At 53.2% G+C, this 13,908-nt stretch carries 12 protein-coding genes; 8 read left to right on the top strand and 4 right to left on the bottom strand.

All coding sequences use genetic code 11. The annotated features are described in order from the left end of the window. Positions 1-25: 25 nt before the first annotated feature. Positions 26-1,180, top strand: a complete 1,155-nt coding sequence (rlmN, locus tag MFFC18_RS11535) for a 23S rRNA (adenine(2503)-C(2))-methyltransferase RlmN (protein ID WP_075086401.1) — start codon at positions 26-28, stop codon at positions 1,178-1,180. A 43-nt stretch (positions 1,181-1,223) separates the two neighbouring features. Here rlmN and MFFC18_RS11530 read toward each other — a convergent pair whose 3' ends face one another. Continuing rightward, the gene (locus MFFC18_RS11530; protein ID WP_075086402.1) at positions 1,224-2,021 is read right to left on the bottom strand and encodes a hypothetical protein; all 798 of its coding nucleotides are present in this window, start codon (positions 2,019-2,021) and stop codon (positions 1,224-1,226) included. Positions 2,022-2,072: 51 nt separating this feature from the next. Between MFFC18_RS11530 and MFFC18_RS11525 the strand changes: the two genes are divergently transcribed. Beyond that, positions 2,073-2,804 (top strand): LamB/YcsF family protein, encoded by a 732-nt coding sequence (locus tag MFFC18_RS11525; protein WP_075086403.1) that lies wholly within the window; start codon positions 2,073-2,075, stop codon positions 2,802-2,804. Then, a complete protein-coding gene (locus MFFC18_RS11520; RefSeq protein WP_075086404.1) occupies positions 2,797-4,389 on the top strand; it encodes a carboxyltransferase domain-containing protein in 1,593 nt (530 codons plus the stop codon). The genes MFFC18_RS11525 and MFFC18_RS11520 overlap by 8 nt, the downstream gene beginning before the upstream one ends. Positions 4,390-4,531: 142 nt before the next feature. Here MFFC18_RS11520 and MFFC18_RS11515 read toward each other — a convergent pair whose 3' ends face one another. After that, positions 4,532-5,185: a DUF6655 family protein gene (locus MFFC18_RS11515; RefSeq protein ID WP_075086405.1), complete on the bottom strand. Its 654-nt coding sequence runs from the start codon at positions 5,183-5,185 to the stop codon at positions 4,532-4,534. A gap of 122 nt (positions 5,186-5,307) precedes the next feature. On the opposite strand from MFFC18_RS11515, the gene ligA reads away from it, so the two are divergent. Together ligA and nrdR are read left to right on the top strand one after the other, a co-directional pair. Continuing rightward, on the top strand, positions 5,308-7,422 hold the full coding sequence (ligA, locus tag MFFC18_RS11510) for an NAD-dependent DNA ligase LigA (RefSeq protein ID WP_075086406.1): 2,115 nt from the start codon (positions 5,308-5,310) through the stop codon (positions 7,420-7,422). Positions 7,423-7,533: 111 nt separating this feature from the next. Beyond that, complete coding sequence (gene nrdR, locus MFFC18_RS11505; RefSeq protein ID WP_075086407.1) at positions 7,534-8,040, top strand: transcriptional regulator NrdR; 507 nt, start codon at positions 7,534-7,536, stop codon at positions 8,038-8,040. A 131-nt stretch (positions 8,041-8,171) separates the two neighbouring features. Here the strand turns inward: nrdR and MFFC18_RS11500 are convergent, their stop codons facing one another. Both MFFC18_RS11500 and MFFC18_RS11495 read right to left on the bottom strand, forming a co-directional pair. Beyond that, positions 8,172-9,485, bottom strand: a complete 1,314-nt coding sequence (locus tag MFFC18_RS11500; RefSeq protein WP_075086408.1) for a GGDEF domain-containing protein — start codon at positions 9,483-9,485, stop codon at positions 8,172-8,174. 159 nt (positions 9,486-9,644) lie between these two features. Further along, positions 9,645-10,787, bottom strand: a complete 1,143-nt coding sequence (locus MFFC18_RS11495) for a hypothetical protein (protein ID WP_075086409.1) — start codon at positions 10,785-10,787, stop codon at positions 9,645-9,647. A 231-nt stretch (positions 10,788-11,018) separates the two neighbouring features. Here MFFC18_RS11495 and MFFC18_RS11490 point away from each other — a divergent pair, with 231 nt between their 5' ends. The 3 genes from MFFC18_RS11490 (at position 11,019) to frr (ending at position 13,692) form a co-directional block, all read left to right on the top strand. After that, complete coding sequence (locus MFFC18_RS11490; protein ID WP_084417427.1) at positions 11,019-12,167, top strand: GNAT family N-acetyltransferase; 1,149 nt, start codon at positions 11,019-11,021, stop codon at positions 12,165-12,167. Positions 12,168-12,180: 13 nt separating this feature from the next. Continuing rightward, positions 12,181-12,975, top strand: coding sequence for a hypothetical protein (locus MFFC18_RS11485; RefSeq protein WP_148618823.1), 795 nt, complete (start codon positions 12,181-12,183; stop codon positions 12,973-12,975). Positions 12,976-13,125: 150 nt separating this feature from the next. Continuing rightward, positions 13,126-13,692, top strand: coding sequence for a ribosome recycling factor (gene frr, locus MFFC18_RS11480; protein ID WP_075086412.1), 567 nt, complete (start codon positions 13,126-13,128; stop codon positions 13,690-13,692). The last annotated feature ends 216 nt before the right edge of the window (positions 13,693-13,908 follow it).

Here is a 13,908-nt window from a genome sequence, read left to right as displayed (position 1 = left end):
GGGATTTGAGGGCCATAATTGCCGCATGTCGACATCGAAAACACAACTCATCGGACTCGATCTGGCCGGCCTTGGCGACGTCCTACGCGAAATCGGAATTCCGGACAAGCAGATTTCAATGCGCCGCTCCCAGCTTTGGAACTGGATGTACGTTCGCGGCGAAAGCGACTTTGCCAACATGCTCAACCTGAGCAAGGACTTGCGAGCCACGCTTTCTAAACACTGCAGCGTCGATCGGCCCGAGATCGTGACCGAGCAAATTTCGCGAGACGGAACTCGAAAGTGGCTGTTGCGATTTGCTCCGGATTCGCCCGGCGGGCAAAGTGTCGAAGTAGAAACAGTTTACATTCCGGAATCAGATCGAGGCACTCTTTGCGTTAGCAGTCAGGTCGGATGCAGTTTGACTTGCACGTTCTGTCACACCGGGACGCAAAAGATGGTTCGCAATCTGACTTCGGGCGAGATTTTGGCCCAAGTCCTGGTGGCTCGGGATTGTCTGGCTGACTTTCCCGGTCAAGTTGCTGATCCGGCAACGATTGCTCCGCGTGAAGGCAAAAAAGTTTCCAACATTGTGATGATGGGAATGGGCGAACCGCTGCTGAATTTTGAGAACGTAAAACAGGCTTTGCTGATCGCACTTGACGACGATGGTCTGGCGTTCTCCCGTCGCCGCATCACGCTTTCGACTTCGGGTGTCGTTCCTGCGATCTACCGGACCGGCGAAGAGATTGGAGTTGGGCTGGCGATTTCTCTGCACGCGGTGAACGACGAATTGCGAGACGTTCTGGTTCCGATCAATCGCAAGTATCCGATCGCTCAATTGCTCAAGGCATGCGAAGTTTACCCAGGCGTTTCGAATACGCGGCGGATCACGTTCGAGTATGTGATGCTCGACGGCGTCAATGATTCGCTCGCCGACGCCCGCGGACTGGTCGAGATGCTCCGCGAAATTCCGTCAAAGATCAATCTGATTCCATTCAATCCCTGGCCGGGCTCAGAGTACAAATGCTCCAGCCGAAAAAAGATTGACCGGTTTGCGAGCTATCTGAACAAGCACGGATACGTGTCGCCCGTTCGGACTCCGCGCGGACAAGACATCATGGCTGCCTGTGGCCAGCTTAAATCGGCTTCGGAAAAAGAGTCGAAACGCAAAAGCCTGGTCGAAATCGATTCTCAATAGGACGATCTGCACGTGCGACCAACGGCATTGCAAGAGAACCAACTCATGGCAACCCGTACAGCTCCTTGAGGGGCAGCACACGAGTGGCGACGATCATGACGATCGACGGCAGCGTGGAAAATATCAGGAAGCAGATGACGCCGCTCCAGTGAGTCCAGCTTCGTGAAACTCGACAAACCAGATCAATCACGCCTGCGATCACGACGAAGACCACGCTCAGGAAAGAAATCAACGCTGCCATGATCGTGACGTTTCGCAAATACGTTGCATTGACCGGGCTGGATTGCATTGCGTAGGTGAGCGTACAAATCACTGGCGTCATCGAAAAGATTTGGGATATCGCCAGGGATGCGAAGGAGAGCCTCCACCACCAACGGTCTCGCACCAGACCTCGCAGGCAGACAAGAAACAGGACAGCGGGTGTCATCAAGCGCACATAGCTCAACCCGATCACGTATCCCATTTCGACTTCTTGGGTGCTGCTGTTTGCGGCATCGAGGAACATCCCAAAAATTGTCGCCACCGCGTTGCCAAGCAGAAAACTCGCGGCACATATCAGGAACAGCAAACAGCCCGGATCAGCCGGAAATTTACCTTCACGGATCCAGCTTCGAATGACCAGCGCTGCGCCACCGAGTCCAAGAATCCCCGACGTCATTTCTGACAGCCCGAATACAAGCTTCCACGTAAAGCTTTGGGGATTCGGCTGTCCTGGAATCGTCGAATCGGGAAAAGAGCATGCGAGTGAAAGGGCGACAACGGCCACGAAGATAAACATCTCCTGGATGCCAAATCTTCCGACTGCCTTCGATGCGTCGACTGGTTTCAAAGTTTCAGCCATTGGCTCGTTTCTGGTTTATGGGCGGACAGCCACAGTTTATCATGATCTGCGATGAACCATTCAGCTATCGAAATAAACTGCGATGTCGGTGAGCTAAGTCGAGCAATTGACGATGCCATTTTGCCACTGGTGACCGCGTGCAACGTTTGCTGCGGGGCACACGCTGGCGACATTGAGTTGATTCAGGGAACCATTCGCGAGGCCATTCGACTGGGCGTCAACATCGGCGCCCACCCATCGTGGCCCGACCGGGACAACTTCGGACGCGTCTCGCTGGAGATTTCGACAGATGAATTGCGCAGCAGCCTGTCGCAGCAGATCGAGATGGTAAAAGAGCACGTTGAATCCTGCGGTGGAACGCTCAAGCACGTCAAACCTCATGGTGCGCTTTACCATGACGTGTTGCATCGCGAAGAGCTTGGAGAACTGTTCATCGAAGTCGTTCTAGGATTTGACTCCAACCTTGCGGTGTATGGCCAAGCAGGCTCAACGTTTGCAAACCAATGCGCCAAACACGGTTTGCGGTTTGTCCACGAAGCTTTTGGAGACCGTCGCTACGAATCGGCGACCAAGCTTCGATCCCGGAATCACAGCGACGCCCTGATCGAAAGCGACACTGATTTTCGCGAACACTTTCAACGTCTGATCAACGGTCAGGTTCTTGATGTGCACGGACGCCTCTCCCAGATTCCCGTGGAAACAATTTGCCTTCACAGCGACACGCCAAACGCGATCGCTTTCGCCCGATTGGCTCGTGAAATCATCGGCAAACAGAATGCTTGAACTGAATCCCGCCACCGGGCCAGCGATCCAGGCCCAAGACTTCGGCGACTTTCTGCTGTTGCGTTTAGCCGACGGTATGGCGAGTTCAATATCCACGATTGGTCGCGTTATCTTTGAATCAAAACTGGACTTTGTCGACGAAGTCATCGTCACGGAAGTCGAAATCTGCCTGGCGGTCAACGAATCCTTCAGCCGTGAAAGACTTCGCGAACTTGAGCTCCTCGATTTTTCCTCAGCCGAAACCGCGGAAACTGTTACGCACGAATTACCGATCCATTTCGCCGATGATTTTCCGGACTGGGATCGAATCAGATCGCATACGGATTTGGAACGAAATACGTACATCGAGCGACTGTTGCAATGTGATTTTCAAGTCGCGATGGCAGGCTTCTTGCCCGGATTCGTTTACCTCAGTGGTTTGCCGAAGGAACTACAGGTTCCACGCAAAGAGAACCCGGCAAATCGAACACTGCCGAATACGTTTGCGGTCGGGGGCAAGTATGCCGGAGTGTACTCGCTGCCAAGTGCGGCAGGCTGGAACTGTATCGGGCAAATCGCAAAACAGATTTTGGATCCAGACCGAGTCCCTCCGCTTTTGCTTGGGCAAGGCGATTCAGTCAGGCTGATTCGATGTGATCTGTCCGAATTTGAAAGCCAGTGTCGCGAAAACAAAACAGGTTCGCAGCAACTTGCATGCGATAGCCCTCGCGGGGACCGTGGAACGCTGCGATTCGAAAAACCCGGAATGTTAACGCTGATTCAGGACCGAGGGCGTTTCGGGTTCGCCTACTACGCAATTCCGCGAGGCGGAGCGTTCGATGCGAAGTCCGCGGACGTCGCGAACGCAATTGTGGGCAACTCGGAAGACTCCGCTGTGATCGAATGCCATTTCGTGGCGCCAACGATTCACTTTGATTCCGATGCAACAATCTGTTTAGCCGGCGCTGACATGCAATGGCGGGTTGATGGCCAGGCAGTGCGGCGGAACCAAACGATCCAGATTTCAGCCGGCAGCACATTGAGCGGCTCGAAAGCAATCAGCGGTTGTCGCGGATACATTGCGATTCATGGCACGATCGAGACCAGCCAGTCGTTTGGATCCAGCTCCTGCTATTTACCTGGTAAATTTGGAGGAAACGAGGGCCGACCGTTCTCAGTCGGTGATGTGTTGCAATGGACCAGGCCGACCAATGCGACGTTTCCGATTCGAGTCGACGTTTTGTCTTCCGAATCCGACGACTCAATCCCGTTGCAACCCGGACCAGAATTCGGGTGGTTGGACGAAGCATCGAAACAAAGACTGCTGTCCGGCGAATTCTCGATCGATGTGAACAGCGATCGGATGGGAGCAAGACTAAACGGCCCTAAACTGAACGCACGCCAGCCACAATTGCCAGACAGCGTTCCTCTTTTGCCGGGCATGATTCAACTGACTCCCAGCGGTCAATGCATCGTCGTGCTACAGGACGGCCAAACGACAGGCGGATACCCTCGCGTGGGATATCTGAACCCAATGGCCATTTCAAGGCTGAACCAAACGCCGATCGGCCACCCCTTTTGCTTCGAGATGACCGATTCAGATTAGGCAATGTTTGACAAATTGATTTTCATGTCGTCAACGCGGCCAAGCATAAGCGGCGAGGCGTTAGCCGCTCACATTTACCAAACAGTGCCTGCTTTAATGCCCACTTAAGGCCGAATGACTGGGCGCTGAATGATTTCGCTGCCTAGCGAATTTTCAAATCATCAACCGAGTTCGCAACGCGTGCTGTAAAGTCGGTCGATCCCGTGCTTCGGTTGACTTCCTCGCGAACCGAGCCTTCTTGAAACGGCCCAACGCCCATCACGCTCCAGCGACTGTCGTCTGCCCGAGCCAGCGTGCGTCCGCTGTCGTAGAGCATCTCTCCGGTCGTTGTCGCGTAGGCAACCAGCCCCAGCTTCGCCGTCCCGAACTGACTCTTTTTCTCGTAAACTCGCACTTCCGGGATCTCAACCGGCATTCCTGGAACCGTCAGACCCGGGACTCCGAGATAGCTTTCAACATTGTCCGTTCCAACTCCGCCAGAGAAAATCTCCAACGTCATGTCAGATCCGTCTTTCGCATCGACAACGAGAGCACCGGCCGTCATCAGGCGTTGTCGCAGCGAACCCATGATGTAGCCCTTGTCGACGGCTTCCAGATATTTGTCGTCGACAAAAACTTTGCGTCCAGCGACGGCTGGCAACGCGACCTTGTCCAGAGTCTGGTCGACGGCGTTTGAAATCAGCAACTGCTCCATACCGGTTCGTGCGGTATCAGTCGTTCGCGTCGTTGTGCAACCGGTGAACAGAATAGCAACGGCCAGCAGGGAGGCAGCGTTTAAAAATCGGTGGGATGGCATCAGAAAGGTCCTCTCGAAAACTTATTTGGAGCCGTGCTTTACCAAAACATCGGGGGCCGCGTATAGATCGATTTTCGCTACAATGCTTTTTGAAATTTTTTCATGGTTGCCGGAGTCAAACGTTGGCCAAACTGACTGCAAAAGACAAAAAACGTGCTGCTGAACTGGAGCGCGTCATCTCTCACCTGGACACTGCCTACGAACGCGGCGACGACTGCCTTCATCCCGATACGCGAATCATCGTTAGCGATGGCGAGTACGATGCGATGCGGCGCGAACTGGCGGCTCTGCAACCCGAATCGGATCTGTTTGCGACCGCGACGGCATCTGAGTTGGTAAGTGCCGCCAGAAAAATCGTACACGACCCGCCGCTGACTTCGATCGACAAAGCCAGCCACGAAAACATTGAATTGCAGGAAGAACAGCTTTTCAAATGGATTCACGATTCCCTGGACAACCTTGGCGAGCAGTCCGGCAAGGTTTTGAAAGCGAAAGGTAAAGAGTACAAGGGCGAACCCGTTTCGTATCCGGCAAACACGTTCTATGAAGCCTGGAAACTTGATGGAGTTGCTGTCGCTCTTTACTACGTCGACGGGAAACTTGACCGCGCCGGTTTGCGACCGCGAGATGGAGTCAACGGGGAAGCCGTCACGGAGCAGGTTCAATATGTTTCTGGCGTTCCGGCGAAGCTTAAAAAGAAAGTCACCTGTTCGATTCGCGGCGAGTTGATCTGCAAGCTTTCAGACTTTGAGATTGTTCAGAAATCGCTCGAAGAAGCGGGCGAGAAACTGCGAGCCAACCCGCGAAACCACACTGCTGGTGGAATCCGCCAGTTCAAGACGCCCGAGAAAACCAAGCTGATGCGACTCAGCTTCATCGGCTACACGATCGAAGGGCTTGCGAACCCGCCATACAAAACTGAAATCGAACGGGCCAGGTTCTGCAATGATGAACTTGGCGTGCCGTACATCGAGACGAAGCCATTTCGCTTTGAAGATTTGCAGACTTACGAGAACAGCATTGCCGATCTGGACTTCGAAGTCGACGGCGTGATCATCGGCGTCAACAACCTCGAAGACAACGAGCAACTTGGGCGTCGTGGCGATCCGTTGACCGGGAATCCGAAAGGCAAAATTGCCTGGAAGTTTCGTGAGGAAGAAGCCACGCCAACGATTCGCGAAATCGAATGGCAAACGGGACGCACCGGAAAAATCGTGGCAGTCGCGATCTTTGATCCGGTACGCCTGGCGGGCACCAACGTCTCGCGGGCGACATTGCACAACGCTGGCTTTATGGAGCGAAATCAGATTTCGATCGGTAGCATGATTTCCGTCCGCAAGGCTGGAAAGATTATTCCGAAAGTTACTGGCGTCATCAGTGGGCAGTCGAAGCCGGACTTCCCCGCCGAGTGCCCTGCTTGCGGCGCGGAGACGAAACTTCAGGAAGGCGGTTCGGCTGAGATGCTGGAACTGGTTTGCACGGGGGACTCCTGCAGCGCCCAAAACGTTAGCGGTCTGTGCCATTACCTTTCGACGCTGGGCGTATTGGGGTTGGGCGAAAGTCGAGTCAGCCAACTGGTGGAAGGCGGAGCCGTCAATGACTTCGCGGACTTCTATCGGCTGGATGTCGAATCCGCCATGGCGACCGGTTTGACGCATCGGCAATCAACGCTGGCCGTCGCCGCGGTCCAGATGATTCCTGATCCGGACAAGATGGATGAAGATGCACTCGACAAAGCCATCGAAGCCTCGATGCAAACGAAGATCGAAGTTCCGCTGTGGCAATTGTTTGCCGCGTTTGGAATCGGGGCGGCAGGAAAATCGGCTGGCAAAGCTCTGGCCAGCCACTTCGGATCGTTGGAAAAGATTCGGACGGCTTCGGTAGAAGACCTCGAGAAAGTAGACGACATCGGCACCATCACGGCCGAGGCGATTGTTGCCTGGCTGGATGAGAACTCGAAGCAGATTGACGACCTGTTAGATTTCGTCACTCCGGTGGGTCCGAAATCCGGCGGAACGCTCGACGGAGTCAACTTTTGTTTCAGCGGCGGATTCCCGGAAGGCAAAAAGCATTGGGAAAGTCTGGTTGAGAGTCATGGAGGCAAGTGCACCAGTAGCGTTTCGAAAAAAACAAACTACCTGGTCGCCGGCTCCGGTTCAGGGTCGAAGAGTGCGAAGGCCAACAAACTGGAGATTCCGATTATCGACACTGCTGAACTGGAGAAACTGCTCCGATAGCGTAAGTTCGGACGGGCGGTGAAAGCCGACGCGTAGATTAAATTTCCTTCACAGGATCGTAAAAGCTGCTACACTCGAATTCCCCGGAAGGATCCTTTTTTCGAAGAATTCATGAAGTGCCCATACTGCCAAACTGACAACGACAAAGTCATCGACTCGCGAAGCGGCGAATCGGGCTTTGCGATCCGTCGTCGGCGTCACTGCCTTTCGTGCGACAAGCGATTCACGACCTATGAACGCGTTGCAGAACTCGACATACGTGTAGTGAAGAAAGATGATTCTCGCGAAATTTTCCAACCGGAGAAAATCCGCAGTGGCATCGAGCGAGCGTGTTGGAAGCGTCCGATCCCAACGGCAGAAGTGGCTCGTGTTATTGCTGAAGTCATCGAAAACGTTCAGCAATGCGGCAACGGCGAAATCGAGAGCCAGGAGATTGGCTCGATGATCATGGATCAGCTGATCGAACTCGACGACGTGGCTTACATTCGATTTGCCAGCGTTTATCGCCAGTTCAAAAACATCAACGATTTCGTGCAGGGCGTTCAGCCGATTCTCAAGCGTAACGAAATTGAGCTGCATCAGGCGACGAAGGTGACGGCACAGGGCAAGCCAAGGTAGCGTAGCGGTCTGTGGGCGGGATCAAGATCTGGGCGCTATTAGAATCTCAACGTTTTATGAATCTGAGGGCGATCGGCTTTCATCGCGACCTGTGTCACAGGCAAGCAGCACGACGCGAACTGGAAACCTGACTAGCCGGTAAACTGGCTGGCCGGTTCGCTTGCTCCCATGTTGGTTCTGGGCGTAATCTCGCTGTAGGCGACGACTTTATTTCTGCCGCGCGATTTGGCTTCGTACATTGCACGGTCGGCTCGCTCAAGTGCGTCGTGAAAGGGCTCTTCGGGCATTGCTTCGCAGACCCCAAAGCTGCACGTGATTCCAATTACATTTTGAATCTGCGTTCGCAGGTCTTCGCAATACTCACGCGCTTCGGCGCCGCTTCTGGCAAAGAAAACAATCAGAAATTCTTCGCCACCCCAACGTGCAAACAATTCGCATCCATTTTCCCGAAAGGAAAACAACTTGCTAAGATCGGTGAGTACATCGTCGCCAAAATTGTGACCGTGTTTGTCGTTTACAATCTTGAAATTATCAATATCCAGCAGAGCCAGACTTATTTGAGTCGAGCACTCTTCCCGCAACATCGCTTCGTGGATTCGCTGCGTAATTCCACGCCGGTTCAGCAATCCGGTAAGGGCATCCTCTTGGGCGAGCTGTGACAGCGTCGTCGCTTGTGATTTCAGCGATACGTTCAGTGAACGCAATCGATTCTCACGTTCTGCCGATTGCCGCAAAGCTTGACGAAGATCCAGTGATTTTTGCAGTACGACGCCCAAGGCAAGAATCATCCACGACGAAAGCAGCGTTCGATACAGAACAATTGGTGGAATCCAGTGTCCGACCAGTTTGATTTCTTCGACAACCAGCGTCACCTCCGTTTCCGAAACGGAACTACCGGTGATGATCTCAAACGCGTCCACCTGATTAAACGAAGCAATCGAGTCATCGAATCCTTGACCATACTCTTCCGCCCACCAGCCCGGAACATGGAAATGCTCTTTGGAGAACTCCAACGTCTGCGGGCTTTCACTTAACTCGAATAGCGCCTCGTTGTACTGTCGACTGACCGGATCATCGTCGTTGTAGATGCCAGGAATACGATTGCGGAATTGAATGCGAAAGTACTCCTCCTCTCTGCCTTCGATGTAGGCCGTCAAGCTGATTTTGGTGAACCAATCGAGGTTCATCGCCGTGTTGTCACCGATACGTCGAAACAAAGCGGCCGCATAGGGATCCTTGGAGCTGTTGACAACATCCATTTTGAGTTCAGCACCACGGTCGGTCACCTGAGGACATGACTCTGAACCAGCTTCATCATGCGAGGACGAAAACTCCCAGTAGTCACCGGAAAATCCAACGACCATCGTGCGCGGAACCAGGTGATGAAACACCAACATCGCGACGGACAGGAGGAGCAGAACAAGAATTTGTAATTCAAGTCTCATTGGCAGGGAAAATATTTGGAGGGATTTTGGATTACAGAAATTCGAATTCGATATTCGAGATCCCGCCCTGAAACCTAGCTCAGGTTTTCACCTTAACCCTCACAATTCCCAATCAGGCCAATATTGAACCCGAAAAATCCGCGCAAACGGAGCCACCCGTCAACGGACTGGCTTACCCGTCGAATCACAGAACCGGACTTGAAAGCTCCAGTCCTGCGCCCACGAATCTGTTTGCTCATTTTGGCACAGCTTTACCAGCACTCGATTCGAGCCGGTCTTCAGTTTCACCGGCGCTGAAAATTTATCGATCGAGTTGCTGTTGTGATAGATCTCGTTCGACATCACAAGCGTACCGTTGACCCAAATTTTGTGCGCATTCGGCGTTCCGATCCGAACTTCGGCCTCGCATCCCTCGGACATTTCCAGATTGGAGGCAGCATAGGCGATCACTCCCTTCGTTTTACCGACAACAGAATTCAGGTCGACAACTCCCAGTTTGTGAGAAGTCGTCGTTTCCATCCAGACTGCCGTTTCGTCGCCGACAACATAGGTTTTCGCAAAGTCAAACTCGCCGAGTTTGGACTCTGGTCCGTACACGACGTCAAAGCCTGCCTCGTCCTTGTTGTCAAAGCCGGCCACAACGTGCCACGTTTCGAGAAAACCGAGCTGTTTTCGCAGATTGACTTCCTGCCCCAAAGGAGCCATCTGTTTGGCGATCGTTTGGATTTGAGTCACATCTCGGGCGTTCTCCAAAGCTTTTCGCAACAGTGCAAGCTTTTCGTCCTTCGCCGCGTCATCCAGATCTTCCGCGTTGTCGCCGATGGATTCGGCGTCGGCAATCAATTTGGCGACGCCAATTTCTCGAAGCGGCATGCTCGGATCCGTTGCCAACATATCCGTCGTTCTGACTCGAAATTCGGGCTGGGTCCTGCAAAGCAGATTCCAGGCCAACCAACGTCCCTGCGGATCATTGGACTGGTCCTCGAAATAGGTGGTAATCGAATCCGCCGGAAGATCGTTGGCGTAACGAGAGGCTGCTTTTTGAATGGCGCCGCGAATCCAGTTGGCCGAGATCTGGTTGCTCCCGTCCATGCCTTTCAACAAAACAGGAATCTGACTGGCGGAAATCGAATTCAGTATTTTCATCGATTCAACGGCATCTGCGTGGCCGACACCATGCAGGCCGACTCTATTTACGGTCTCCAATGCGGATTCAACTGCATCGTCGTCCGGTATTGACTGAGCCAACAGGACAGAACTGGTCGCAGCAACGATCAGAACCGAGAGGATTACTGACTTCATGGGATTGTCGGGAGTTGAGGTTCGATGCCGGAAAACTGGAATCCAATTGTATCCCCTTCGGTGCTGCCTCGCACGCCGCCGCGGGAATCAGATTTAACCGGGTGTGCGATCGTGCCGATGAAACGAAGGACGGTTCCATAAAAACCATCCCTGCCTGGTCGGGGCGTGTTTTTTCAGCCGAAACGGTTTATATTTCTCGTTTCACGAATTCCTTCTCGCCGCGGTCTGTTAATGACAATGCGTACGATTGCCGCAACAACCCGCAAACACTGGCGCGACTTTTACGGGCTTAGGCGGAAGATCTATCGAAACGACCCGGCAGTCGTGCACCCGCTCAAGATCATGGAGCGGCAGATGCTTGATACCGAGGCACATCCGTTTTTCGAAACGGCATCGCGGGAATGCTTTGTTTGCTACGATTCCAGGAATCATGCCGTCGGCCGCATCGTGGCGATCAAGGACGATCTTCACAATGACTTCAACAACGACAAGCTTGGCTTCTTTGGATTCTATGAAGTCGCCGACCATCCAGAAGCTGCTGTGATTCACAATTCGCTAATGGCCACTGCCGAGGCGTGGCTGAAGCAACGAGGGTGTGACAGTATTCGCGGCCCGGTGAACCCGTCGATGAAGTCCGAGTTTGGCGTTGTGGTCGAAGGCAACCATATCCCGCCATCGATCATGCTGGCTCACACACCTGCCCGCTACGATTCATTACTGACCGGCGGTGGATTCGAGGTCGCCAAATCGTTTTACGCTTTTCACAGCACGAAAACTGAGCACCATTATCGCTCAGAAGACGAGTGGGCAAAACTGGCGTCGTCGCGTGAAAAGATCTCAAAGCGTTTTCCGCAACTGAAGATGCGGACGGTGGACAAGAACAATTTTGAGCAAACGTTCCGCGAGATCAACGAGTTGGCCAACGAAGTCCGTAAGGACGATTGGGGTTACGTTCCGTTCACGGACTCCGAGTTGAAATTCATGGTCAAAAGCCTGCGTCCTGTCGTGCGATTCGACATGATTCACGTCGCCTATTGGGACGATCAACTGGTGGGCTATATCGTAAACATTCCCGACGTGAACTGGGCTCTGCGAAAAACGATCGGCAAATGGGATTGGATTCGACTTCCACAATTGCTGTTTTGGCTGAAGCGAACGCCTCGCACGAGAGTATTTTTGCTGGGCGTGAAAAAAGAATATCGCAACCGCGGCGTATCCACCAGTTTGATCAAACGCCTGGTCGACAAACGACTGGAGTACGACGAGTGGGAGTTCTCTTGGGTCGAAGAAGATAACCTGCGTTCCATGCGAGCGATCGCCAGGTCCGCGAAAGTTGAAAAGTTCAAGACGTTTCGAATCTACGAAAAACCGATCGCGTAGCAGGTTGATCACGATGCCACCCAATGACCCGGACATCAGAAATGAGCCTCATTTGCGTCCGGGCAACGTGGATCCGAATCTTGACCCTGCGATCGACACGCCGCTTGGTTTTAACTCAGCAGCGATTCAATTTTCGCCATCCTCGGAAGAGGACATTGACCACAGTGTTTGGGACGAACCGTCGCTGACTCCTGCGGTTTCCGCATCAGTGCCCGATTCCGCGTTGACTTACGCGAACTGGCTGAGCCAGCGACGAGAAAGCTGGACTCAATGGCAAGCGTGGACGGTAACCCTGGGCGTCGTTCTGCTTTCCGTGCCTCTGGCTGCCATAGCGGCGGTGATCTCTCTGTTTTCCGGAAACCAGTTCTTCGTCACCGATGTGATTCTGGCCTGCATCGCCGGCCCGATCATTCAGGAGATCTTCAAAATCATGGTGCCGCTGTGGATCGTGGAAAAGCGGCCCTACTTTTTCACCACATGGTTCCAATTCTTCGTGTTTGCCCTCGTATCCGCAACGGTGTTCGCGGCTGTTTCCAACTTTTTCCTGTCACTGGCTGTCAAAGAAGTCACCCGATCATTCTTTCTGTTTCAGTGGGTCGGAATCCTGGGCTTGAATTTGATCACGGCCTCGATCGCGACTCACGGGCTGGAGACGATCTGGCGGAACACGATCAACTCGGGCAAGCCTCCGAAACTCGACGACGGATATCCGTGGTTCGCGACGGCGATCGGATTGCATATCCTGTTTGCCGCGGGGACGACGATCTGGTTCGTCGTGAATGACCTTGGAAAATTCTTCTTTCTATAGCTCCGACAGCCGAAACTGGTTGCGATTTTGAGGGCAACCGATGCTGCGTCGGGCTTGCGGAACCCCTTTTCACAAGACCCGGCAAATCCGCTACACTGATGGTTCAGATTACCAACACGTCGCCACCGACTTCGATACGAGGATACGAACATGCCAGCCAATGAAATTTTGACGGACGCCGAAGAGCGAATGGGAAAAGCAATCGAGATTCTCAAGAAGAATCTTGGTGGCATCCGTACCGGCCGCGCCAATCCAGGATTGGTGGATTCGGTCCGAGTCGATGTTTATGGATCTCCAACACCACTCAAACAGATCGCTCAAGTCGGTGCTCCAGAGCCTTCCCAGATCGTGATCCGCCCCTACGACACGTCGATCATCAAGGAAATTGAAAAAGCAATCGTTGGCAGCGATCTCGGCTTCAATCCGCAAAGCGACGGACGGGTTGTCCGCATCAACATTCCTGCTCTTTCGACAGACGTCCGCAAAAAAATGGTCGGTCGGATCAGGGAACTGACGGAAGATGCGAAGATCTCGATCCGCAATGTTCGCCGCGACGGAAACAAGGCTGCTGATCAGGAACAAAAAGACAAGTTGATGACTGAAGATGATCGCGATTCGGTGAAGAGCGACATTCAGGATTTGACCAAGAAATACGAAGACCAGGCGACTGAAATGGCCAAATCTCGCGAGACAGAAGTCATGGATGACGGCGAATAGGATCGCCATATCAATCGGAAACAGAGAGTGAACCTTTCTTCACGCGACGTCTCCTCCAGATGTCTGCGATCAGGAAAATTGCGGCTGTTGTGCTTTGTCGGCCACCCGAATTACGGGTATACGAAGCCATATTGCAGCTTTTGATTGGCTTGATCATACTGCAGATGTTGGATCGTACGACGCAGTGCGATGGACTCACGACCTGCGAGAAACCAA

Source organism: Mariniblastus fucicola (assembly GCF_008087665.1).
GTDB lineage: Bacteria > Planctomycetota > Planctomycetia > Pirellulales > Pirellulaceae > Mariniblastus > Mariniblastus fucicola.
Note: the sequence above shows the minus strand (reverse complement) of the source record. Positions and strands in the feature narration are given on the sequence as shown.